Source organism: Candidatus Limnocylindrales bacterium (assembly GCA_035571835.1).
Classification (GTDB): Bacteria; Desulfobacterota; Binatia; order UBA1149; family CAITLU01; genus DATNBU01.
Genome location: DATNBU010000039.1, coordinates 423,362 through 447,060, shown reverse-complemented (window position 1 = coordinate 447,060; position 23,699 = coordinate 423,362). Strand labels below are relative to the sequence as shown.

Sequence of the window (23,699 nt, the reverse complement as noted above, 5' to 3'; positions counted from 1 at the left end):
CGAGGGCGTGCTGGGTCACGAGTCCAGTTTCGGGCACAGGTCACCGCTCGACAGAAATCGACTAGTACATGAGTACGGACAATCCTTGCCGCATTGTTGGCGCTGATCGTGCCCGCACTGGTCCTGCCGAACGTCAGATCTGAGCAACAAATTTCGAGAGGAGGGCTTCTGATGCGACGCGACTGGCGTGGTTGTCTACACTGCGTGTGCTGTCGTATCTGGCCTCCTAGCGGCCGCAAATATTGGGGCGCTTGTGGTAGAGATTTTTGAGCTTATTTTTCTGGCGTTGAAGACAACGCTAGGAGCATTTCTTTTTATCGTGTCGTCGGGACATTGGGGAGGCGACGCGTTCAAAAAAAAATGTCACCGTACGAATCACAGCGGGAATGGTAGCCACATTCCTCTCGTACCTCACGCTAGAGCCATTTTTGCCGCTGCCTAGAGTCGAACCTATCATTGCACGCCTTCTCTCACCTCGTGGCGACAATCAGCAACGCACAATTCCGCAAAACGCCGCAACTTCAGATTTAGCAATATCCGGTGTCACGCCAAGCACCGAATACCGGTCGAGCACCGTCGACAGTGTTTCGGCCCAATCGGAAGTGCGCTCTAAATCCAACGAGTTGGGTAGCAAATCCGCCAATCAGCAAGGAGCAATGTCGGTCACTTCCGCAACTTCAAATCTAGAAAAAACCGGTGCTACACCGACCACAGACGACCGATTGAACAATAGATTGCCAACCGGCACCGCACGACCGGACTCTGCCGACAATGCTGCGACCAAGCCCGACGTGCGCTCTCAATCCAATGCTTTGGCTAGCGAGTTAGATAACCCGCAAGCAGCCACCTCGCAAAAGCTCGCAAACTCTAGTCTCGGAACAATAAGTGCTACGCCGCCCGATGACAGTCGGTCGGACGGTAGTGCGCCAGCCAGCGCCACGCGGCGCACCGATGCCGACGATACTGCGACGAAGCCCGAGGTGCACGTTCAATCCAACGTTTTAGGCAGCGAATCCTCCCAACGTAGATACGAAAATCTAGACGAAATTGTCATTCCGGGAACATACAAACCCCGCGATAGCTTTCGAGACTGCGCAGGCTGCCCCGAGATGGTCGTTCTCCCGGCTGGATCCTCAAGCATCGGTGTGGTTGAGGAGCTCGCAGGCGTAAGGATCGAAGTTGGTGGCTTGCCACCGTTCAAAGTGACGCTCAACTATCGCCTCGCGTTAAGCAAAACGGAACTAACCATGAGCGAGTATGCTCTTTGTGAGCGCGAAGGTCACTGCCCTCGTGTCCGCACGAAGTATACCGGCCGCTATGTAATTCTCGAATTGACCGGTCAGTATCCAGTGATTGCTTCATGGAACGATGCACAGAAGTATGCTGAATGGCTATCTCGAAAGACCGGCCGACACTACAGATTGCCCTCAGAGGTCGAATGGGAGTACGCCGCCAGGGGAGGAACCAAGTCTGCATTTTGGTATAGCAACGAGTATGACGCATCCAAAGCAAACTCGAGGGATAGTATGTCAATCAACCCGTTCAACGCGCACACCGAGAATAAACCGATCCAAGTCGGGCAGTATCCTCCGAACCCATTTGGTCTCTACGATATGTATGGAAATCTTGCCGAGTGGGTGCAGGACTGCTTCAATATTTTTTGGTCTCCAGAGGACCTAAGAGCCGGAGAAGACGACGCAGTTGTGGTCGACGGGGACGTGTCTTCGATCACCGAACATCCTACAAACGGTTCGGCCTATGACAACTCGGAACAGTGTAAGAAATGGGGTGGCACAACATGGGGCGGCAAGAAGTTTGCGTATCGAGTGTATAGGGGAGGATCGTTCGAACAGGGTTCTGACGATTTCCCGAATTCGTACTCGAGAGGCTGTCTCACTCCTAGTTCACAGGAGGAAGGGATTCGTCTTGCCGTCAGCCTGTCCGACTAGCATGCCCGTTCGCCTTTCCTGGCTCAGCTATATTCGCCAATCGCTTCAATTCTTGCCGCTGGCAGCGCAGCCAAGTCCCACGCTCAATCCATTGACGTTTTCCCCTTAGAAGCGACCATTCAAGAGCCGGTCCCATGAGACGAATGAGTAGTTCACGTGAGGGGTATCTGACGCTCCGAAGAGACAGCGATTGGAAGCCGAAAGAGTCCCAGAGAGATCGAGATGACCGCTAGGAACAGGGAACCGAGAGAGGTGAAATGCCGTGTCGCATTTTGCGATTTCGCAGCTCGGTGCCCTCGTACGTATACTGGCTGACGCTGGCGCCGATGGTGGGGATTCTCTTCAGTACCGCGGGTTCAAATACCTTACCCACCGGAGATTTGAAGTAGGAGGTGGAACCGGAACCAGAGAGCGGTGCCGAGAGCCCGCACTTTCGCGTTTCGGTGGCCGTCGCGTTGCGTATGCGAACCGCCCAAAAGCGGTTCAGAGAAAATCTCCCGGAAAGGCCCTGTTTGTGTAGGTTCGGCTCTCTCCAGGTCCCGCTTGCCCGAACTTGAATCGCGGATTCCCGCAGCAATTCGGCTGTATTCGGCGATCCGAGAGAAGGGCGCCCGCTCTTGACGACTTTATGGCGGAGAGGGTGGGATTTGAACCCACGGTACCGGTAAGGGTACACACGCGTTCCAGGCGTGCTCCTTAAGCCACTCGGACACCTCTCCGCAAAGGCTGGAACGACGACCGCGGAAACTAGCGGCCCCCGTAGCCGCTTGCAACGCAGGCCATGCGGCCCGCGAGCTCGCCGGATCGTGCAACTTCCTGCAACCTGACAGCAGTTGGCAAGACATGTCCGACGCGCAAAGGCTGGCGGCGGTCGACGAATGAACGCGGCGCGGGCGCGCCCGATGCCAACTCAGTGCGCCTTCAAATTCACCGCCGGCAGCGTATCGATCGGCTCGAAGTTGATCCCGGTCGCATGCAGCACCTCGGTCGGCCCGTACTCGAGTAGTCCGTAGCCCTCGCAGCTACCGACCGTTCCGGATTCGGAGATTCCGTGAGCATCGATGATGCAGATGGTCGCGGAGTCGTCGTCTTCGTGACCGAGATAGATCTGGCGATCCGGCTGGAAGTCGTCGGTGCCGCAGAACAGGCAGCCGTACGGTGTCGTCTCGCCGCTGACGCGCACCACGAGCGAAGTGAAAAGGGGCGGTGTCTCGGGGATCTCGATATCGCCGAGCTCATCCACGTTGCAGCAGGTGCCGCACGGAGACTCGGTCGACGATGAGCTGACTGTTTGCGACGGAGTGGTGGTCGATACAATCGACGTCGCGGTCACGTCCGACTTGCTTACGATCGTCGGTGATCGTTGGCTGATCGGCGGTTGAGGGATCGCCTGGCCCGCGGCGCCTGTGCTCGCGCATCCGTTGTCTCCCACATCGTTGCACAACGTCCGCTCGGGACATTCGATGGAACAGCACGGGCACGCGACCTTTGCGGCTGCGCTCATCGCATCGGCCTGTTTCGCGGACACGTCACAGGTGAAGATCGACTGGTAGAGGTCGCAGTTCTCGTATGTGTCCTCGGAGTGCCGCACATCGATGATCAGGCCGTCGCCGGTGCGCTCGATCGTGCCCACGCAGCCGTTCTGCGCTCCCTGCTCCACGAGCGCGCAGTCCTCCGCCGAGAGGCCGCCAGGCAGCGCGACCGACGGAATGAAGATGTGGGCGCCCAGGCAGGTCTGGGCCTCTGGAATCCCGAAGTCCGCGCAGCGCGGACACGCGAGGGCCGAGCTGAGGCCGACGGCGGCCTGCAGAACCAGCAAGGCATCGCTGGCCAGGATCTTTTTGTCCCCGTTCGAATCGCAGACGCAGATGTCGCACGTGGCCCCATACCCGACGCTGCGACGCAGTACGGTCAGCGCGTCGATCGCCGTCACGGTGCCGCTCGTGTCCGCATCTCCGCACTCGGCTCTGCCGCTCGATGCGTATGAAACCCCGGCGATGCCTGTCAGCAGCGCGAGCATCGTGATGACGACCACAAGTCGATTCGCAGGCGAGCCGGTTACGTGCATGGCGGGCGTCTTAACGGGATTGCCGGTGCTGCGGCAAGGGTAAAGCGCAATGATGCGCCGATTTCCGTCGGTGCGGACGCTCTTCCGGGATCAGCGCTTCGACAGAACGGGACTGGTCCGGCCGGCGTCGGATGATCAGCGACGACGTCGTGAAGGATCACTGCCGAAGGCGCTGGTGAGCGGTCTGCAATCGACGGGCGGCGACCGCCGCTGCAGCGCCCCTTCGGACAGACGCAGCGACAGGACGCAATGAGTCGCAAACATCGCGGCAAAATCCGCGCCCCGGTCGAGCGCAACGCCCCGCCACGTCAAACAAAATCCGCGCAAACCGCGAGATTGCCCGGCCCTGTCCCCGGTGCTACCGACTCGCCTTCGGAGCGCTGGCAGATGTCGTATGAAGTGGTCGCACGCAGGTGGCGCCCGCTGACCTTCGGGTCGGTGGTGGGGCAGAGCCACGTCACGCAGACGCTGGCCAACGCGATCCGCCGCGACCGCGTCCCCCACGCGTTCCTGCTGACCGGGACCCGCGGAGTCGGCAAGACCACGATCGCCCGCCTGCTGGCCCGCGCGATCAACTGCACCAATCGCGGCGAGAACGCCGAGCCGTGCAACCAGTGCCCGTCGTGCCTGCAGAACCTGTCGGGCTCGTCGATGGACATCATCGAGATCGACGGCGCGTCCAACAACGGCGTCGACGAGGTCCGCGACCTGATCGAAAGCGCGCAGTACCGGCCGTCGTCGGGGCGCTTCAAGGTCTACATCATCGACGAGGTCCACCAGCTGTCGAAGTCGGCGTTCAATGCGCTCTTGAAGACGCTCGAAGAGCCGCCGTCGCACGTCAAGTTCATCATGGCGACGACCGAGGTGCACAAGCTGCCGCCGACGGTGCTGTCGCGCTGCCAGCGCTACGACTTCAAGCGGCTTTCCGATGACGAGATCGGGCGCCAGCTTACGACGATTGCCGAGCGCGACGGGATGCAGATCTCGCCGGACGCCATTGCGCTGCTCGCGCGCGAGGCCGACGGCAGCATGCGCGACGCGCAATCCCTGCTCGAGCAGGCGATGGCCGGCGCCGACGGGCCTCTCGGCGTTGCCGAAGTCGCGCAGCTGCTCGGCGTGGCCGGCACCGAACTGGTGTCGGGGATCGTCGAATCGATCGTTCTCGGTGACGCGCCGCGCATCGTCGACCTGATCGGCGAGGTCCGCCGCTACGGCTACGACATCGAACGCCTTCTCGGCGAAGTTCTCGAGATCCTCCGGCACGTCACGGTCGCCACCGTCGCGAACGTGAAAGCGCTGTCGCCGGTGATTCCTGAAAATCATCGGCGTCTTGCAACCGAGCTCAGGGCAAAGCGGAGCCCGCTCGATCTTCAACGCATCTTCTCGTCGCTGCTCGGGACGGCGAGCGACCTGCGTCGCGGCACGCATCCGGATCTCGTGCTCGAGATGGGACTTCTCAAGGTCGCATCGCTCGAATCGGTGGAAAGCGCGGCCGAGCTGCTGTCGAAGCTCGGTGCGATGGAGAGCGGCTCGGCGCCGCGCTCTGCGGCAGCGCCGCGAACGATGTCAGGGCCGGCGCCGACGCCGCAGCGAATCGAACCGCAGCGGACCGAGCCGGCGCGAACCGAAGCCCCGCGCTCGCAACCGCAAACCGCGGCGCCGCAGCGTCCCGCTCAATCACCGCCGCAAGCGCCGCCGCCTCCGCGTACAGCTGCGCCCGCGGCCGACCGCCTCCCGCTCGCCGGCAAGCCGAACGCCGCAGCGGTCGAAGCCTGGACCGGCCCCGAAGGCGAGCCGCTCGAGCCGCTGTCCGAAGAAGAAGCGCTCGCGCGCCGCTGGGAAGCGTTCCTCGACGACATCAAGAAGAAGGGCGGCCTCGACCTTTACGTCACCGTGACCAACTGCAAGCTCGCGAGCATCACGCCCGAGCACGTCCAGATCGCGCCGATTTCGGCGAGCTGGGCGCAGAAGCTCAAGAACCCGACGGTTCTCGGCCGCGTCACCGAAGTTGCCCGCGCGCACTTCGGCGAGAACGTGAGCGTCAAGATCGTCGATGCGTCGGCGCAGGCCGAAGGCGTCACGCTGCAGGGAATCCACGACGAGCGCACCGCGAAGAAGAAGGCGAGCGCGCTCGCCGATCCGTTTGTCGACAAGGCGGTCGCCGATCTCGGCGGGCGCGTCACCAAAGTATCCGTCTACGAAGAATAAGGAGTGACGAGATGGCCGAAGAACCATCCATGATGCAGATGCTCAAGCAGGCCCGCGGCCTGCAGAAGCAGATGAAGCAGATCCAGAAGCGCGTCGACAAGAAGGAAGTCTCGACGACGCTGCTCGACGGCAAGCTCGAGATCGTGATCACCGGAAAGCTGCAGGTGCGCCGGATCCTTCTCGACCAGAGCCTGCTCGAGAATCCCGACAAGCGCGTGCTGCAGGACAACCTCGTGCTCGGCGTCAACACGGCGATCCAGAAGGCGCAGAACCTGATGGCGGTCGAGATGCAGAAGATGGCAGGCGACATGGGTCTTCCGCCCGACGCGATGAATGAAGCGATGGGCGGCGACAGCGAAAGCGACGACGACACGACCGGCGGCGGCGAAGCGGCCGGCGGCGGACGCCTGCGCCGCTGGCTGGGGCGCTAGGAGAACGAGTGGCCTACACGCCCGCGCTCCAGGCCCTGATCCAGCTTCTCACGCGTCTTCCCGGCGTCGGCGAGAAAAGCGCCGCGCGCCTTGCGTTCTTCATCCTGCGCGGCGACCAGGGCTACGCGAACGAGCTCGCGCGTGCGATCGAATCGGTAAAATCGGCGACGCGCTTCTGCAGCCGCTGCTTTGCGCTCACCGAAGACGATCCATGCTCGAACTGCGAAGACCCGCGGCGCGATCGCACGATCGTCTGCGTCGTCGAGGAGCCGGCCGATCTGGTTGCGATCGAGCGAAGCCACGGCTTCCAGGGAATCTTCCACGTGCTGCACGGATCGATCTCTCCGCTGGACGGGCGCGGCCCCGAGCAGCTCAAGATCCGCGAGCTCGTCGAACGGGTAGGGCGCGAGCCGATCAAGGAAGTGCTGGTCGCGACCAATCCGACGATCGAAGGCGAAGCGACGGCGGTCTATCTGTCGCGCCTCTTGAAGCCGCTCGGCGTGCGCGTCAGTCGCATCGCCCAGGGCATTTCGGTTGGCGGAACGATCGAGTACGCCGACGGCGTCACGGTCGGGCGCGCCATCGAAGGCCGTCGCGAGATGTAGCTCGCCGGCATCTCCGACCTCTTACGGCGCGCCGTCACGTGATCTGAGACACAGAACGTCGTTGGCCGCTCTTGACTCAAGGCCGCCGCACACCGAAATCAGGTCCACCGACTTCCCGGGAGGACCACAATGAAAACGAAAGTCCCTGCAATCCTGTTCTGCGCGATTCTGATCGGCGGCTGCACGTCGCTGCGGCTCACCGGCACAGTGGTCGACGCGAATACCGGCGATGTCGTCGGAACCTGCGGAATCACGAGCGGACCAAAATACGCGAAGGTGGATTCCGCCGGCCACTTTGCCGTCAACGTCCGCAAGACGTGGAAGACCGCGACACTGACCTGCGGAGGCTACGAAACGCAGGAGTTCCCCATCGAGAACTTTCAGACGCGCTATCCGGAGCTGACGATCCGAGTGACGCCGCGCAAGCTCGCAAAGGCTGGCAGCGCCCATATGGAGACGGCATCTGAGGAGCGTGCGACGTCCGCCGAACACGCCAAGTCCGCTGGGCATGCCAAGCCGGCCGAGCATGCGGCAGCGGCCGACGACGCGGCGTCTATCGTCCATCCCGTCGCAGACGAACGCACGACGGCTCCATAGAAAGAAAAAGGGGACAGGTACAGTTTTTTTTCGCCAGTAAATCCGTACCTGTCCCCAATGATCGGCCGAGTGCACGCATCGTCGCCCATGCCGGGCGACGATCGTCTCTCATCGCGCGCACGGACTACGATCTCGCGCTGTTTCCACGATCCGGCATCGACGCCGGCATGCGTTCAATGTGCGCCGCGACTATTTCGCGTCGACGCGCCACACCGCGACACACGGAACAGCGCCGGTGCACTGCAACTGCACGTTGCGCACGCCGTCGGCGCATCCTGCCGCGGTTTTCAGCGTCGCGTTTGCAATGAACCCCTGCAGGTTCACCGCCGCGCCGTCGAGCAGATCCATCTCGGCGCCGTCCCCGCTGATCAGCGTGATGGTGCCGCAGACGTTGGTGTCGACCGTGAGCTGCACGGCAGCGTCCGATGTAGTCGGCTGTCGCGTGTATACGCCGGGCCCGGCGATCGTCTTGCCGCCGGCTCGAAGCGCTTCCACGACCGCCTGAATTGTTTTTGCGCTCTGCGCATTGGCCGCGGGCGCCGATGAAAACAGAAATCCGAGCGCAAGAGCGCCCGACAGCAACGAAGCCGACCGATGGAACTGTTTCATGAATGATCCCTCCCCGGTGTGATGTAGGCCGGAGAACTAACGCGACTCGGTTGCCCGCTGCAAGGACTTCAACAGTCGCCGCGTATTTTAAATCGACGACGTTCGCCTGAAGTCCGCCGGACCCGGAACGTCGCGTCATTTCGCGGCTCCGCAACGCAGCTCGCGGCCGGAAAGGAACCCCCGAGGAATCGGGGTCTCAGAGACCGAGCTCGATGACCTCGGCGTGGGGCGTCTCGATCTCGCCGTCCGGCAGCATGAACCTCCAGAACACGAGCCCGAACGTGCGGCCCTCGGTGTCGAGCCAGTTCGGCATGCCGGGGTCGCGATGCGCGATCACGACGCGGAAGCTGCCGTCGGCCTCGAGCTTCATCTGCGCGCGGTTCAGGCTGACCCGGTGCCGAAGATAGTCGTACGTCTGCAGCTGCCGGTTCCACAGGTTCACGTTGGCGCAGCGGCACTTCGGCCAGCGGCCGCTGATGACGAGCGCTTCATCGGGACCGAGCACGTACGGCGCGAGGCTATAGGCCGCATCGGCCGCAGCCAGCGCATGCGCACCGGGCTTCACCGGCGCGACGAACAGGTTCGGGATGCGCGAGACGAACGCCGGCGCTTCGCCGGCGCCCGGCTTCGCGATGAGGTCGACCGTGCGCGAGCGGACATAGCGAGCCATGCGACGAATCGACCGTGCGACGCTCTCGTCATTCGGCGCACGCGGCGAAGGCGCCACGTTGCCTCCGACAAGCTCAATCTTCAGCGCAAGCTCCGGCGCCGGTGGAATCGCGGGAGGAGATGCTTGCTCCCAGTAATGCCGGACGGTGATGCGCGACGCGCCCTCGGCAAGGCCGAGCCAGTTGCGATCCTGCTTCGGGCCGCCGAGCGTGATCGCGAAGCCTCCGTCGCCATCGACGTCGAACCCGGTGTCGTTGAGCACGCCGACTGTCCCCGACGGAAACGCGCCGTCTTCCGCTCCGGCTTCGACGGTGAACGATACGTAGACCGCGCCCGCGGTGCGTCCGGAGATGCGATACGTGCCCGCCGGATCGATCTTCGCGTCGTGATACATCGCGTCGGCATTGTCGCCGAGCGCCTTGCGCCACGGCGTCACGATCGAGCGGAACGTTGGCGCGGCGGCATCTTCCTCGAGCTGCGTCTCGATGCCGGTCGCAACGTGATGGAGAATGACGCGCAGGCCTTCGGCGACGTCGTCGGGCGTAAACAGCGCCCACTCCTCGCCGGCGTAGCGGTCGGCGACTTCCTGCAATGTCGCAAGCAGATCGCGGAATGCCTCGCGGCTGGTTGCGGTGAGGTCGCTCATTTTTCCTCCAGCTGCCGGAATGCGTGTCGATACGTCATGAGGACAGGGTCATTCAGTTTTTTGCGAGAAAACGCACCGTTGAATTTGCGGTGGATTTTTAAATGTACCTGTCCCCTTTTCTCCTCATGCGTCTTCCAGCTCGATGCCGAACGTCGTCACGTAGTCACGAAGCTCGTCGCGCAGTGACGCGGCGTCGAAGCCCCATTCGGCGGCGGTGTACAGGTGGCGCCCGAACTTGCCCTGCGGCTTGTCGCGAATGTACGCGCGAATCGCCGCCGCATGCTCGTCGCTGATGCGGCGGCCGAGCTGTGCATACGCGCGACCGACGGCGCCGGCCGGATCGTTCATCAGCTCGGTGAAACGGATGTCGCCGCATGCAAGCGGAAGCGATCCGTCGCTTCGCCGGCGCGCGACTTCGCCGAGCGCATTCGTAAAGACCGCGCCGATCATCGTCGAGAGCATGTCGAGATCCACGTGATCGGTGCGTAGCCACTGCACCATCGCGACGGTGCTCACCGTCGACGGCATTGTTCTGGCCGGATCGCGGTGTGTGAGAATGAGCTCGGCGTCGGGATATGCGGCGGCGAGAAAGTCGAGGCCCACGAGGTAGCCCGGAGTCTTCAGCAGCCAGCGCCGCCCGGGATCGCCGCGCTGCATGGTTCTGAGCGCGGCGCCGTGCCACGCGAAGTCGGCAAGCGGATCGGGAGCCCAGTCGCCGAGCTGCTGGAGCAGCATCGGCCAGTGCGAGCCGGCAAACGACGGCGCATTGATCGTCACGCATTCGACGGGAAGATCGGCGCGCAGCTCGTGGATCGCGGCGAACTCGGGCTGCACGTCGGCCCACAGCTCCTGCTCGCATTCGGACATCGCGAGGCGATCGGCGTCGGAGGTACCGCCCTGCGGCGCAGGATGCAGCACATCGGCAGCGCGCGGGCTTCGAAGCTCGGGATCGAGCGCCAGCAGCTCGAACGTGATCGTGGTTCCGGAGCGTGCCGGACCCGTAACGACGAGAGGCGCGCGGATCACCTCGGACGCGATGCCCGGATCCTCGCGCCATTGCTTCGCCATCAACAGGCGCGTCCGCAGGCAGCGCAGCATTTCCTCGCGCGTCATCAGCCGGCCGACGACGTGGAGATCGCTCGTGTTGACCGCAGCAACGAGAGCTTCGAGACGATCGAACCAGTTGCCGTCGCCGAAGCTTCCGAAGTCGTCGAGGCCGGTGGTCTCCACGGCGAGATCGACGAGCTCGCCGGCATCGATCGGCACGACGGCACGTGCATCTCCGCACGCAGCGGCCATCGCGTTCAGACGGCGGACGAGGGGAGGGCGGGTGTATCGCGAATGCATCGGCTCGAGCATGGCGCGCGAAGCGATCACGAGAGCCGAGGTCATGCAATTCCGGCCCGCTGCTCGCGAGAGCATCTTTTCGAAGCGCTGCCACGCCCATGCCCGGCAAAAGAAAGGGCGGGAGACTCAAAGCCTCCCGCCCTTTCGCTGACCCAGATGACAGTCGACGAGTTACGCCGCCGACGCCTTCTTCTCTTTCGCCTGGCCCTTGGCTTCCGGCCACACCTGGCTCACGAGCACGTCCTCGACCGTCTCCGGCCGGCGCACGAGCTCGATGTCACCGTCGAGATTGATCGCATACACGGCGCTTCTCGCGCGCGTGAACTGGTTGGCGCGGGCGACGCTGTACGCTCCGGCGTCCAGGATCGCGACCGCACGGCCTTCGGCTGCGCCCGGCACCTCGCGCTTGAAATACAGCACGTCCTGCGTTGCGAGCGTCGGACCGGCGACGTTGTACGCCTTGCCCTTGGCCTCGGGCTTCTCGCCGGGCACCACGAAACGCCACTCCGAGAAGAACAGGTTCTCCGGAACGTCGTTGATCGAAATGTCCGTGAAGACCCAGTCGTTCTTGACGATCTTGATGTTGCCGATCACGGTCTGCGCATTGGCGCAGATGCAGCGTCCAGGCTCGAGCGTCAGGCGCGGATGCAGCCCGGTCGATTTCACGAGCTCGTGATACTTGCCCGAGATCGCCGTGCCGAAATCGTCGATCGACGACGTCTTCTTCTCGATGCGTCCGAAGCGCTCCATGACCTGCGCGAATACGAAGCGGCGCGACATGCGAAGGTTGCGCATGCTCTGCGCCGGGTACCCGCCGCCCATGTTGATCTCTTCGATCTCGATGCCGCGCGCCTTGAGCTTGCCGACGAGATCGAAAATCTTCTCGAGCGTGGTCAGGTAACGGCTCGGTGTGAAGATCTGCGACCCGATGTGGGTCATGATGCAGCGGAAGTCGAGGCCGGGGAGCTTCGCGATCTCGACGACGGCGGCTTCGGCCTGCTCGATCGGAAGACCGAACTTTTCCTTGTACGTCGAGATGACCTTGTCGTAGTACGGCTTGGACAGCTGCGGGTCGATGCGCAGACCGACCTTGACCTTCTTGCCCATCTCGGTCGCGATGCGGCTGATGAGGCGCGCCTCGGTCATCGACTCGATGTTGATGAAGCGCACGCCCCATTCGATCGCAGCGCGAAGATCGGCTTCGGGTTTTACCGGGCCGTCATAGACGACCTTGTTCGGCGGCATGCCGGCGCGCTTGGCGAGCTCCATGTCGAGCGCACCGGAAATCTCGGCGCCGCAGCCCTCTTCGGCGAGCGTGCGCAGCACGATGCTCTCGAAGTTGGACTTGACCGAATAGTACGTCTCGAGGCCCTCGACGCTGGCGAAGGCCTGACGCAGCCGGCGGTAGTTGTCGCGCAGCTGGCCCTGGGAGATCAGGTAGAAAGGGGTGGGGTATTTCTTTGCCAGCTCCGCCAGGTCGTAACCGTCGATCGTAGCCTTGCCAGAGGGCTCCCAGACAAAGTGCTCCACTTGTTTCGCTACCGTCATGCCGTGCTTGCTCCTCGATAATTCGATTGCCGATTTCGTATGCGACGACGCCCCTCTTCACGATGGGGCGAAGCAGTGCCCGCTGGCCTGATGTCGTCGACTGATGGATGCTTCTCTCTGTTGCCCCGCCGGATGATCAGATCCGGTTACCGTCCACGGACAAGGCGCTTACTCGCCCGCACGAGTCCCGGCCACGCAGAAGGTCGCAGATAGAGTGGATCCCGAAAGGCCCACCAGTTGGCCATCATGGTGGAAGCAGCACCTATCATCAAGCGTGGAACCAACGCCAGTCCGTGGCGCTTCGGCCTGTAACACCGCGTCAAAAAGGCAATTGTTCCGCGCGGTGAGACCCACTGAGGCCGCCGGTCGGGGGCCAGCGGAGGCTGGATTTTGAGCCCCGTGGCCTCGCCGTACGCGGCCAGCAGCAGGTTGTGTCCCGAACGCGTGCCGAGGTTCAGCCACAGCCACGTCCGCGGGTTGGCATCGAGGAGTTTGTACTGGCCGCTGCGGGCATCGCGCTTGAACTCGATGTCGCAGATCCCCCAATACCCGATCTCGCGCAGCAGCCGCACGCACGGCTCGAGCAGGCCCGGATCGCTGATCGTGCGCACGATCAGACCGTCGCCGAACGGCTCGGGATACTCATACTGTTTCTGCGCGGCGAACCAGTCGAGCACGCGGCCGTCGCGCGAGATCGACACGGCGATCGTCACGAGGTTCTCGAACGGCCCCGGCACGGCTTCCTGGAGAATCGTCGGGAATCCGGCAGCGATGACGGCGCGCGCGGCGCTCACCGGATCGCCGGCGATCGCCTTGGTGGCGCCGGTCGCCTGCAGGAACGTCTGGATGCCGCCGCTTTCGCTCAGGCGATAGCGGACAGCGGGCTTGATCAGCCATCCGCTCGCCTTCGTGTCGCCGATTTCGCTCGCGTCGGTGACTTCGCGCGAGCCGGGCACGCCGACGCCGATGCGCTCGGCGGCGGCGTAGAGGCGGCGCTTGTCGACGACGTCGAGGATGACGCCGGGGGCGGGATGCGGCTTGAGGAAGTGCTGTGCGAGCTCGTCGTGATGTTTTTCGGCGGCGAGCAGGCCGGCGTCTTCGCTCGCGAACAGCACGGGCTTCGTCGTCTGCGCGGCGCCCCACGCGCACAGCGCTTCGGCCCAGCGCGCGGTGCTCTCGTACAGATCGGGCATCTCGACAAACGTCGCGAACCGCGAGCGCGCCGCCGGCCCGCGCTTCGGCCCCGCAACGACGACGTCGATGCCCGCGGCGCCAAGCTCGCGAGCCGCCGCCAGCGCCCCGAGATTGTCCGGAAACACGACAGCAATCGGCCGCGACATCACGGGATCCGAAAAAGGGGACAGGTAGATTTAAAAAAGATCAATGAATTCGCTCGGGGGAAACGCAGCACGAAACCCACCCGTGAATTTGCTGCGAAAAATTAATTGTACCTGTCCCCTTTTTTCACGCGAACTTGAGGATGCCGGCGAGTTTTCGCAGGCGGACGTTGGCGGTGGGGTTGGTGCCGAGCCTCATGACGGCCTGGCGAACGGGCGCGACGGCGAACGCGGTGCGCAGCAGCGGATGGAACACGACCCGCTGCAGCATCGGTTTCTTGCGATAGCCCATCTGCAGTTTGAACGCATCGAGCTCTTCGACGGGTTCCGGCGATTCGATCCCGAACGTCACCTCGCGCACGCCGCGCCGCACCAGCATCTCTTCGGTCAACGTGTAGATCAGCGCGTTGTTCGGATAATGCTTGAGCAGCCGGCTGACCGAGCGCGCCTGGAAGAACTCGCAGACGTCGTCGATGCGCACGGCGATCAGGTAGCTCGCGAACTCGCCCTCGTGCCACGACGTCCAGATCTCGATGGCCGGCTCCTGGTCGGCCGCCGCGAGCATGCGCCGCCACGTCTCGACGGCGCTCGCGGATGCGCGGTTCTGCCGCTCCATCGTCTCGACAAACGCGCTTTCGGCAAGCGCCGCGAGCTCGCGTCCGGAAATCTGCCGGATCTCGTTTCGCGAAAGACCCCGCCGCACCTTGCTGCGCGTGTTGGCCGAAAGCTTCTCGAGGCTGTAATCGGGCGAGTCGCAGACGAGCTGGAAGCTCTCGCGCCCGCCGTCGCCGCTGATGTAGCGCAGCCCGGCCAGCCGCTCGCGCCGGATCAGCTCGCGCGCTTCGTCGTCCGGAAGCACGAGCTCGCGATGACTCGGCAGCGCGAGCAGGAAGCGCGGCGCGGCTTCGTACCACCACGCACTCTCGCTCTTCGCGACGCGCACGCCCGAGCGTTCATAAAAGGCCGCGAAACGTTCTGCGTCGAGGGCTGGCGCAGCAGAACCCGGCCGCCCGTGCGCCGGCGAACCGACACCGGCCCGTGCCTCCGCCGGTCCTCCGGCGCCCGCACCGATATTCGACGCGCCATGCAATGCTTCGGGCGGTTCGCTCGCGGCCACCGTGCTCAGAGGAGTTGCGGTGTCGACGGCAGCTTGCTCGTCCCGGTCAGGAATTCGTCGACGGCGCGCGCGCACTCGCGGCCTTCCCAGATCGCCCACACGACGAGCGACTGCCCGCGGCGCGCGTCGCCGCACGCAAACACCGACTCGACCGACGTCTGCCAGTCGGTGACCTTGACGTTGCTGCGTTCGTCGAGCTCGACGCCGAAGCCGTCGAGCAGCGGATTCTTCTCCGGTCCGAGGAAGCCCATCGCGATCAGCACGAGGTCGGCCGGGATCTCGAAGATCGAGTCCGGGATGTCGCGCATCTTGCGGCGGCCGTCCGAGTCGGTGAACCACTCGACGCGCACGCACTCCATCGCTTTCACCTTGCCGTTCTCTCCGATGAAGCGGCGTGTATTGACGGCAAAGTCGCGCTCGGCGCCTTCTTCCTGCGAGCTCGACGTGCGGAAGATCATCGGCCAGTATGGCCACGGCATGTCGGGCGTGCGCGCATTCGGCGGCTTCGGCAGGATCTCGAGCTGCGTGATGCTCGTGGCGCCGTGCCGGTTCGACGTGCCGATGCAGTCGGAGCCGGTATCGCCGCCGCCGATCACGACCACGTGCTTGCCGGCCGCGGTCAGCGGCGCGACGTTGCGGTCACCGGCGACCCGCTTGTTCTGAAGTGGCAGGAACTCCATCGCGTAATGCACGCCGTCGAGATCGCGCCCTGGAACCGGGAGGTCGCGCGCCTGCGTGGCGCCGACCGACAGCACGACGGCATCGAACTCCTTGCGAAGCTCGTCGGCCGTGACGTCCGAACCGACCGCGACGCCTGCGCGGAACGTGACACCTTCGGCTTCCATCTGTTCCATGCGCCGGTCGATCAGGTGCTTTTCCATCTTGAAGTCGGGAATGCCGTAGCGAAGCAGTCCGCCGATGCGGTCGCTCCTTTCGAACAAGGTCACGGCGTGTCCCGCGCGCGCGAGCTGCTGCGCGCAGGCCATTCCCGCAGGACCCGAGCCGACCACGGCCACTTTCTTTCCGCTCTCGACGAGCGCCGGCTGCGGCCGCACGTACCCGGCCCGCCACGCATGGTCGATCACGTTTTTCTCGATGAGCTTGATCGAAACCGGATCGGCGTTGATGCCGAGCACGCACGCTTCCTCGCACGGAGCCGGACAGATGCGGCCGGTGAACTCCGGGAAGTTGTTGGTCGCGTGCAACGCCTCGATCGCCTCCTTCCAGCGGCCGCGATAGACGAGGTCGTTCCAGTCGGGAATTTCGTTGCCGAGCGGACAGCCGTTGTGGCAGAACGGCACGCCGCAATCCATGCAGCGCGCGCCCTGGTTCTTGAGCACGTCCTCCGAAGGCTTGCCTTCGAACTCGCGCCAGTCACGGAGACGCTCTGCGACGGGCCGCCTCGTCGGCTGCTCGCGCGGATACTCCAGAAAGCCTGTGATCTTTCCCATATGCTTACGCTGTGCCCATAAAGCGTTACTTGTCCTGAAAAAAATTCTTCGAGCTAAAACCGCCGCGAGCTTCTCAGCTTCGGCGTCCGGCTAAACCGCCGCGAGCTTCCGTGCTTCGGCGTCCGACTAAACCGCCGCGAGCTTCTGCGCTTCCGCGTCGAGCTTCATCGACTCGATGACCTTGCGGTACTCGGTCGGCATCACCTTGACGAACGCATCCCGCGAATCGTCCCACTCCTCGAGCAGGCGCGCGGCGACGGCGCTCTTCGTGTACTGCGCATGGCGGACGAGCAGCTGGTGCACGCGCCGGCGGTCTTCGTCCGAATCGATCGGCAACAGCTCGACCATGCCGAGGTTGCAGCGCGAGCGGAACGTCTTCTCCTCGTCGAGCACGTACGCGATGCCGCCGCTCATGCCGGCCGCAAAGTTGCGGCCGGTGGTGCCGAGCACGACGACGATGCCGCGGGTCATGTACTCGCACCCGTGGTCGCCGATGCCTTCGACGACGGCCGTTGCACCGCTGTTGCGCACGCCGAATCGTTCGCCCGCGCGCCCGCGGATGAACACCTCGCCGCCGGTCGCACCGTACAGAGCGACGTTGCCGATCACGATGTTGTCCTCGGCGGCGAACTTGACGCCCGCCGGCGGCTGAATCACGACCTGGCCGCCCGACATTCCCTTGCAGAAATAGTCGTTCGCGTCGCCCTTGATCGTCAGCGACAGCCCGCGCGTCAGGAACGCGGCAAAGCTCTGGCCGGCCGAGCCGTCGAAGTCGATCTGCACCGTGTACGGCGGCAGGCCTTCCTCGCCGTAGCGCTTGGTGATCTCGTGCGACAAGGTCGTGCAGACCGTGCGGTTCACGTTCTTGATCGGCATCTCGAGGCGCACGGGCTTCTTCGACTCGAGCGCATCCGCGCAAAGGCGGATCAGCTCGTTGTCGAGCGCCTTCTCGAGCCCGTGGTCCTGGCTTTCGTAGCCGCTGATGCCGACGCCTTCTTCGACTTCCGGCTTGTAGAGAATCGGCGAGAAGTCGATGCCCTTGGCCTTCCAGTGCGTGATGTTCTCGCGGACCTTGAGGCGCTCGACGCGCCCGGTCATCTCCTGCACCGTGCGGAAGCCGAGCTTCGCCATGATCTCGCGCAGCTCTTCGGCGACGAAGAACATGAAGTTGATGACGTGCTCGGGCTGGCCCGCGAAGCGCTTGCGCAGCTCCGGATCCTGAGTCGCGATCCCGACCGGGCACGTGTTCAGGTGACACTTGCGCATCAGGATGCAGCCTTCCGAGACGAGCGCCGCGGTCGCGAAGCCGAACTCGTCGGCTCCGAGCAGCGCGGCGATCGCAACGTCGCGGCCGGTCTTGAGCTGTCCGTCGGTTTCGACGCGGATCCGGCTTCTGAGCCCGTTCTCGACCAGCACCTGCTGCGTCTCGGCAAGCCCGAGCTCCCACGGGATGCCCGCATGCTTGATCGAGCTGAGCGGCGATGCACCGGTGCCGCCGTCGTGTCCGCTGATCAGCACGACGTCGGCCTTCGCCTTCGCAACGCCCGCGGCAATCGTGCCGACGCCGACTTCGGCGACCAGCTTGACGCTGACGCGCGCGGCCGGGTTCGCATTCTTCAAATCGTGGATCAGCTGCGCGAGATCCTCGATCGAATAGATGTCGTGGTGCGGCGGCGGCGAAATCAGGCCCACGCCCGGAGTCGAGTAGCGGGTCTTCGCGATGACCTCGTCGACCTTGTGTCCGGGCAGCTGTCCGCCCTCGCCGGGCTTCGCGCCCTGCGCCATCTTGATCTGCAGCTCGCTCGCGTTCGTAAGATACGCCGCCGTCACGCCGAAGCGTCCCGACGCGACCTGCTTGATCGCGCTGCGCGCGGAATCGCCGTTGGCCATCGGCTCGTAGCGCCACGGCTCTTCGCCGCCTTCGCCGGTGTTCGACTTGCCGCCGATGCGGTTCATCGCGATCGCAAGGGTCGTGTGCGCCTCGCGCGAGATCGAGCCGAAGCTCATCGCTCCGGTCTTGAAGCGCTTGACGATCTCGGACGCCGGCTCCACGTCATCGATTGCAATCGGCTCGGCCGCCGGCACGAAATCGAGAAGGCTGCGCAGCGTACACAGGTGCCGGTCCTGCTCGTTGACGAGCCGGCTGTAGCTCTTGAAGTTCGTGTAGCTGCCGGAGCGCACCGCGTGCTGAAGGCGAGCGATCGTTTCCGGGTTGAACAGGTGGAACTCGCCGCGACGGCGCCATGCATACTGGCCGCCCGGAACGAGCCCGGTGTCGTCGCCGACTTCCTGACGCCACGCGCGCTCGTGGCGCATCTCGACCTCGCGCGCGAGCACGTCGAAGCCGACGCCGCGGATGCGCGACGACGTCCACGCGAAGCAGCGGTCAATGACTTCTTCGGAAAGCCCGACAGCCTCGAAGATCTGCGCGCCGCGATAGCTCGCGAGCGTCGAGATGCCCATCTTCGACATGGTCTTGAGCAGGCCCTTGCCGATCGCCTTGCGGAAATGGTCGACGGCTTCGTCTTCCTTGAGCCCGTGCAGGTTTCCCGCCTCGGACATGTCGACGAGCGTGTCGATTGCAAGATACGGATTGACCGCGCTGCAGCCGTAGCCGGTCAAGAGCGCGAAGTGCATGACCTCGCGCGGCTCGGCCGACTCGAGCACGATGCCCGTCAGCATCCTCTGCCCGGTGCGGATCAGGTGATGGTGCACCGCGCCCACGGCAAGAAGCGACGGCACCGGATCGAGCTCCTCGGTCACGCCGCGGTCCGAAAGAACCAGGATCTCCGCGCCTTCGCTGATCGCGCGCGACGCTTCGTCGCAGATGCGGTCGAGCGCGGCCACGAGCCCGTCCTTGCCGCTGCCGGCGTCGAACAGGATGCGGATCGTACGGCTGCGAATGCCGTGCGAGCCGATCTCGCGGATCTTCGCGAGGTCCTCGTTGGTCAGCAGCGGATGCGGGATCTTCAGCTGCCGGCAGTGCTCGGGCGTCTCCTCGAAGATGTTTCCCTGGCGGCCGATCGCGGTCTCGATCGACATCACCAGCTCTTCGCGGATCGGATCGATCGGCGGATTGGTCACCTGCGCGAACAGCTGCTTGAAGTAGTTGAAGACCAGCTGCGGCTGATCCGACAGGCACGCGAGCGGCGTGTCGGTTCCCATCGAGCCGACCGGCTCCTGGCCGTTGAGCGCAATCGGCGACAGCAGCACCGAAAGATCTTCGCGCGAATAGCCGAACAGGTTCTGCAGGCGCTCGAGCTCGGCGCCTTCGACGTGCCAGTCGACGCTCTCGGCGGCCGGAAGGTCGTCGAGGTCGCAGGTCTGGTCCTTGAGCCACACGGCGTACGGGTGACGAGCCGACATCTTGAGCTTCAGCTCGTCGTCGGTGACGATCCTCTTCTCGTCGAGATCCACGCAGAAAATGCGCCCCGGCTGCAGCCGGTCCTTGACGAGGATGTCCTCGGGCGCGACGTCGACCACGCCCGTCTCGGACGCCATCACGACGAGGCCGCCCTTGGTCACGAGATAGCGCGACGGACGCAGGCCGTTCCTGTCGAGCACGGCGCCGATGCGGCGGCCGTCGGAGAACGCGATCGATGCGGGGCCGTCCCACGGCTCCATCAGGGACGCGTGGTACTGGTAGAACGCGCGCCGCTCGCGCGGCATCGATTCGTGCTTCTCCCAGGCCTCCGGGATCATCATCGTGATCGCATGCGGCAGAGAGCGGCCGGTGCGCGTCAGCAGCTCGAGCGCGTTGTCGAACGACGCCGAGTCGCTCTGCCCGGGCGCGATGACCGGCATCAGCTGCTGCATCTCGTCGCCGTAGACCGGTGACGTGAACAGCTTTTCGCGCGCGGTCATCCAGTTGATGTTGCCGCGCAGCGTGTTGATTTCGCCGTTGTGCGCCATGAAGCGGAACGGATGCGCGAGCCGCCAGGTCGGCAGCGTGTTGGTGCTGAAACGCGAGTGGATCAGCGCCAGCGCGCTCTCGCACAGCGGATCGCGAAGGTCGGGGAAGAACCCGTCGAGCTGCGAGCTGACGAGCATGCCCTTGTAGACGATCGTGCGCGACGAGAAGCTGCAGATGTACGAGTGGTACGCGATGTCGCCGCCCTCGGCTGCGATCGCGTTCTCGGCCGTGCGGCGCGCGACGTAGAGGCGCCGCTCGAGCTCTTCCTCTTCCATCTCGCGCACCGGTGCGACGAACAGCTGCGCGATGTGCGGCCGCTTGCTGTCGGCCACGGTGCCGACCGAGCGCTGGCCGGTCTGCGGGTCGGTGACGGTAACGGGAACGTCGCGCCAGCCGAGCGGCGTGAGCCCGCTTGCGCGGCAGGCCGCTTCGAGCGCGCCCATGGCCCATTCACGGGCCTTGTCCGCAGGCGGAAGAAACGTCATTGCGACGCCGTAGCGTCCGGCGGCGGGCAGATGAATGCCCTTTTCGTCTGCGCGCGCGCGCAGAAGCTTGTCCGGAACCTGAAGGAGCACGCCGGCGCCGTCGCCGGTCTCCGAATCGCAGCCGCACGCGCCGCGGTGTTCGAGCCTTTTGAGGACCTCGATGCCCGTCTCGATGATCGTGTGCGAGGCTTCGCCGCGGATGTTCGCGACGAACCCGACGCCGCACGCATCACGTTCGACAACGGACTCGGAGAGTCCCCGCGCAACGGACTCGGAGAGTCCTCGCGATCGGGAGGCGGACAATCCGACGCGGGTCTCACGACCCGCTGTGCCGACGCGGGTCTCACGACCCGCTGTGCCCTGCGCTCGGCTGGTTGGTTCTCTCATGGCTGGCTACTCCAGATAGGCCGTTCGGCCGGCCGGCATCCTCTTAATGCCGTGCTTGGCCCGGCGGCGGTCGGCTTGTCTAGTAAGAATGCAGAAAAATGTCAATGATCCTCTGACATTGGCCCACAGATGTTGAACTTGCGCACAATCTGGCCTAACTTTGTCGTATCGCCTCCCCGGATGGCCCAAGGTCTGTCCAGATATGGAGGCCGGTCCAGGCTTCGGCCAGCGGCGCACGCCAAGCACGGGCAACCCCGCGCCCGTGTGACACGCAGAAGGGATTTACCGAATGAGAAAACTCGACGAGCAGGAACTGAAAATCGCAAAGGCCCTGACGCGCAACCCGCGCCTGTCGGACAATCGCCTCGGCGAGTTGTACGACATTCCGGTGCGGACCGTCAGTCGCAAACGCGCGCGCCTCGAAAAAGAGGGGCTGCTTCGTTACTTCGCCGAGGTCGACATGTCGGCCGAAGGCACCGGATATTTTCCGACCAGCCACCTGTACATCATCCGCTTCAAGGTGGGCGTCACCGTCAGCCAGATCCAGGACGAGATCCGGCATGAGCCGAACGTCGTCACGGTCTTCACCGAGCTCATCCGCGAATCGCACATTGCCGAGATCGACGGGCGCGTTGCGCTCGTGATGGTCGTCGAGGGGACGTCGGACTCCGACATCGTCGAGAGCTTCCAGCAGAAGATCGTTCCGTCGCTGCAGAAGAACCACGGCAAGGATTCGATCGAAGACATCTCGACCATCCGCCTGCTCAGCCGCGTGCGGATCCTGCGCAATTATCTTCCGGCGGTGAACATGGAGAACGGCATGATGAAACCCGACTGGAGCACGAACTCCATCTTCGTCGCATGAGCTCGACCGTGGAAAAGCCCGAAGAGACGAAGAGGTTTGAAACCTCGAGATCCCCCGCTGTCTCGAACGCGCCCGGGCGATCGACGCCCACGTCGGATCGCTACGGTCCGTGGGCACTTGTGACCGGCGCATCGTCCGGCATCGGACAGGAGTTCGCGTCGCGGCTCGCCGCATCCGGACTTCACGTTGCGATGGTTGCGCGCCGCCGCGCAGCGCTCGAGCAGCTTGCCGCCGATCTTACGCAGCGTCACGCGGTTTCGTGCCGCGTGCTCGAGATGGATCTTGCCGAGCCGGGCGCCGCGGCACGCCTTGCGCTGCAGGTTTCGGATCTCGAAATCGGCCTGCTGGTCGCCAACGCCGGCACGGGATGGATCGGCCGCTTCGATCGCCAGGCACCCGATTCGCACGCGTCGCTGATCCGTCTCCACTGCGAGATGCACGTCGAGCTCACTGCGCGCCTGCTGCCGCCGATGATCGAGCGCAAGCGCGGGGGCGTGATCATTGTTTCGTCGATGGGCGGCATGGTCCCGCTCCCGTACTACGCCGTATACAGCGGCACCAAGGCGCTGCTGCAGAACTGGGGCGAAGCACTTGCGCTCGAGATGCGCGGCACCGGCGTCGACATCCAGGTGCTCGCACCGGGGGATACGAAGACGGGGTTCCAGGAAGTCGCCGGCGAGATGTCGACGAAATGGTCCAGCGTAGAGGACGTCGTCACCGAATCCCTGAATGGTCTCGGACGTCGAACCGTCGTCGTGCCCGGCTTCGAGAACAGGCTGTCACTGTTCGCCGCGCGTTTTCTTCCGCGCCGCATGTTCCTCGACATCGTTGCGAAGCGCCAGAAGGAGCAGACCCCGCAGGATCGCCGGTGAGACCTGCTCCCATTGTCATCGCGGCTGGCATTTCCGCGATGGCCGCGATGTTCGCGATGACGCCGTTCGGCGTTACGCGCGCGCTTGCGACACCGGATCAGCCGTCGACCGACGAGCCCCGGCGCGACGAGTTCGGCGTCGTGCCCGAAGCGCCGGGCGATCCGGATTTGTCGCTTCCCGATCCGGTGCTCGACCGGACCTGGCCCGCGCCGAAGCCCGGCGACCATCGTCGCGCTCCAGAGAAGATCGACCCCGACGAAGACAAGGACGATCCGTTCCTGGATGAAGACGCTCCGCCGCCGCCGCGCGCCGCACAGCCGGGGCTCGCGCCGGATTTTCAGCCGCCGGCCGCGCGACCGACGCCGCCGATTGCAGGCTCCGATGGAAAGGCCGAGGCGGACACGCCGGTCCCCGAGCCGAATCGCGAGCTCCCCGACGTCCTGACGCCGGATCTTCCGGAAAACCAGCAGGAAGAAGAGCGCCAGCCTTCGCCGCTCGACGAAGACGACGAGAAGTACAATCGCGAAAGCGAAGATCCATGGTAGACGCGCTACGCACTTTGGGTAAACGCGCTACGCGCTGTTGGGTAGACGCG

Annotated in this window: 17 protein-coding genes and 1 tRNA gene; 8 read left to right on the top strand and 10 right to left on the bottom strand. The window is 64.3% G+C overall.

Features of this window, described 5'->3' with window-relative positions; genetic code table 11:
• The first annotated feature begins 386 nt into the window (after positions 1–386).
• A complete protein-coding gene (locus tag VN634_18915) occupies positions 387–1,949 on the top strand; it encodes an SUMF1/EgtB/PvdO family nonheme iron enzyme (protein ID HXC52965.1) in 1,563 nt (520 codons plus the stop codon).
• A 629-nt stretch (positions 1,950–2,578) separates the two neighbouring features.
• Here VN634_18915 and VN634_18910 read toward each other — a convergent pair.
• Together VN634_18910 and VN634_18905 are read right to left on the bottom strand one after the other, a co-directional pair.
• Positions 2,579–2,668 (bottom strand) — tRNA-Ser (locus VN634_18910).
• Positions 2,669–2,859: 191 nt separating this feature from the next.
• Complete coding sequence (locus VN634_18905) at positions 2,860–4,017, bottom strand: hypothetical protein (protein ID HXC52964.1); 1,158 nt, start codon at positions 4,015–4,017, stop codon at positions 2,860–2,862.
• A 387-nt stretch (positions 4,018–4,404) separates the two neighbouring features.
• Between VN634_18905 and dnaX the strand changes: the two genes are divergently transcribed.
• The 4 genes from dnaX to VN634_18885 all read left to right on the top strand — a co-directional run bounded on the left by dnaX (position 4,405) and on the right by VN634_18885 (position 7,858).
• Positions 4,405–6,225, top strand: coding sequence for a DNA polymerase III subunit gamma/tau (gene dnaX / locus VN634_18900; protein ID HXC52963.1), 1,821 nt, complete (start codon positions 4,405–4,407; stop codon positions 6,223–6,225).
• An 11-nt stretch (positions 6,226–6,236) separates the two neighbouring features.
• Entirely contained in the window at positions 6,237–6,656 is a 420-nt protein-coding gene (locus tag VN634_18895; protein HXC52962.1) for a YbaB/EbfC family nucleoid-associated protein, read from the top strand.
• Positions 6,657–6,664: 8 nt separating this feature from the next.
• Positions 6,665–7,261 carry a recombination mediator RecR gene (gene recR / locus VN634_18890; protein ID HXC52961.1) on the top strand — a complete coding sequence of 199 codons (597 nt, stop codon included), beginning with the start codon at positions 6,665–6,667 and terminating at the stop codon, positions 7,259–7,261.
• Positions 7,262–7,390: 129 nt separating this feature from the next.
• The gene (locus VN634_18885; GenBank protein ID HXC52960.1) at positions 7,391–7,858 is read left to right on the top strand and encodes a hypothetical protein; all 468 of its coding nucleotides are present in this window, start codon (positions 7,391–7,393) and stop codon (positions 7,856–7,858) included.
• A gap of 189 nt (positions 7,859–8,047) precedes the next feature.
• Here VN634_18885 and VN634_18880 read toward each other — a convergent pair whose 3' ends face one another.
• The 8 genes from VN634_18880 to gltB all read right to left on the bottom strand — a co-directional run bounded on the left by VN634_18880 (position 8,048) and on the right by gltB (position 21,283).
• Positions 8,048–8,467 (bottom strand): hypothetical protein, encoded by a 420-nt coding sequence (locus VN634_18880; protein ID HXC52959.1) that lies wholly within the window; start codon positions 8,465–8,467, stop codon positions 8,048–8,050.
• A 196-nt stretch (positions 8,468–8,663) separates the two neighbouring features.
• A complete protein-coding gene (locus VN634_18875; protein HXC52958.1) occupies positions 8,664–9,782 on the bottom strand; it encodes a DUF1214 domain-containing protein in 1,119 nt (372 codons plus the stop codon).
• 123 nt (positions 9,783–9,905) lie between these two features.
• Positions 9,906–11,174 (bottom strand): sulfotransferase, encoded by a 1,269-nt coding sequence (locus VN634_18870; GenBank protein ID HXC52957.1) that lies wholly within the window; start codon positions 11,172–11,174, stop codon positions 9,906–9,908.
• 126 nt (positions 11,175–11,300) lie between these two features.
• A complete protein-coding gene (locus VN634_18865; GenBank protein HXC52956.1) occupies positions 11,301–12,677 on the bottom strand; it encodes an alanine racemase in 1,377 nt (458 codons plus the stop codon).
• A 146-nt stretch (positions 12,678–12,823) separates the two neighbouring features.
• Positions 12,824–14,017: a hypothetical protein gene (locus VN634_18860; protein ID HXC52955.1), complete on the bottom strand. Its 1,194-nt coding sequence runs from the start codon at positions 14,015–14,017 to the stop codon at positions 12,824–12,826.
• A gap of 124 nt (positions 14,018–14,141) precedes the next feature.
• Positions 14,142–14,957 (bottom strand): GNAT family N-acetyltransferase, encoded by an 816-nt coding sequence (locus tag VN634_18855; protein HXC52954.1) that lies wholly within the window; start codon positions 14,955–14,957, stop codon positions 14,142–14,144.
• Positions 14,958–15,136: 179 nt separating this feature from the next.
• Complete coding sequence (locus VN634_18850; protein ID HXC52953.1) at positions 15,137–16,582, bottom strand: glutamate synthase subunit beta; 1,446 nt, start codon at positions 16,580–16,582, stop codon at positions 15,137–15,139.
• 126 nt (positions 16,583–16,708) lie between these two features.
• A complete protein-coding gene (gltB, locus tag VN634_18845; GenBank protein ID HXC52952.1) occupies positions 16,709–21,283 on the bottom strand; it encodes a glutamate synthase large subunit in 4,575 nt (1,524 codons plus the stop codon).
• Between the two features lie 373 nt (positions 21,284–21,656).
• Here gltB and VN634_18840 point away from each other — a divergent pair, with 373 nt between their 5' ends.
• The 3 genes from VN634_18840 to VN634_18830 are packed head-to-tail and all read left to right on the top strand — an operon-like array spanning position 21,657 to position 23,649.
• Entirely contained in the window at positions 21,657–22,232 is a 576-nt protein-coding gene (locus VN634_18840) for an Lrp/AsnC family transcriptional regulator (protein ID HXC52951.1), read from the top strand.
• The gene (locus VN634_18835; protein HXC52950.1) at positions 22,229–23,104 is read left to right on the top strand and encodes an SDR family oxidoreductase; all 876 of its coding nucleotides are present in this window, start codon (positions 22,229–22,231) and stop codon (positions 23,102–23,104) included. The genes VN634_18840 and VN634_18835 overlap by 4 nt, the downstream gene beginning before the upstream one ends.
• Positions 23,101–23,649: a hypothetical protein gene (locus VN634_18830; protein HXC52949.1), complete on the top strand. Its 549-nt coding sequence runs from the start codon at positions 23,101–23,103 to the stop codon at positions 23,647–23,649. Before VN634_18835 ends, VN634_18830 begins: the two co-directional genes overlap by 4 nt.
• The last annotated feature ends 50 nt before the right edge of the window (positions 23,650–23,699 follow it).

What these genes read in the sequence shown, in the direction of transcription:
- VN634_18865 (HXC52956.1), bottom strand. Translation starts at nt 12,677, where the DNA reads ATGACGGTAGCGAAACAAGTGGAGCACTTTGTCTGGGAGCCCTCTGGC.
- VN634_18915 (HXC52965.1), top strand. Translation starts at nt 387, where the DNA reads ATGGTAGCCACATTCCTCTCGTACCTCACGCTAGAGCCATTTTTGCCG.
- VN634_18880 (HXC52959.1), bottom strand. Translation starts at nt 8,467, where the DNA reads ATGAAACAGTTCCATCGGTCGGCTTCGTTGCTGTCGGGCGCTCTTGCG.
- VN634_18905 (HXC52964.1), bottom strand. Translation starts at nt 4,017, where the DNA reads ATGCACGTAACCGGCTCGCCTGCGAATCGACTTGTGGTCGTCATCACG.
- VN634_18835 (HXC52950.1), top strand. Translation starts at nt 22,229, where the DNA reads ATGAGCTCGACCGTGGAAAAGCCCGAAGAGACGAAGAGGTTTGAAACC.
- dnaX (HXC52963.1), top strand. Translation starts at nt 4,405, where the DNA reads ATGTCGTATGAAGTGGTCGCACGCAGGTGGCGCCCGCTGACCTTCGGG.
- VN634_18850 (HXC52953.1), bottom strand. Translation starts at nt 16,582, where the DNA reads ATGGGAAAGATCACAGGCTTTCTGGAGTATCCGCGCGAGCAGCCGACG.
- VN634_18895 (HXC52962.1), top strand. Translation starts at nt 6,237, where the DNA reads ATGGCCGAAGAACCATCCATGATGCAGATGCTCAAGCAGGCCCGCGGC.
- VN634_18860 (HXC52955.1), bottom strand. Translation starts at nt 14,017, where the DNA reads ATGTCGCGGCCGATTGCTGTCGTGTTTCCGGACAATCTCGGGGCGCTG.
- VN634_18885 (HXC52960.1), top strand. Translation starts at nt 7,391, where the DNA reads ATGAAAACGAAAGTCCCTGCAATCCTGTTCTGCGCGATTCTGATCGGC.
- VN634_18870 (HXC52957.1), bottom strand. Translation starts at nt 11,174, where the DNA reads ATGACCTCGGCTCTCGTGATCGCTTCGCGCGCCATGCTCGAGCCGATG.
- VN634_18840 (HXC52951.1), top strand. Translation starts at nt 21,657, where the DNA reads ATGAGAAAACTCGACGAGCAGGAACTGAAAATCGCAAAGGCCCTGACG.
- VN634_18875 (HXC52958.1), bottom strand. Translation starts at nt 9,782, where the DNA reads ATGAGCGACCTCACCGCAACCAGCCGCGAGGCATTCCGCGATCTGCTT.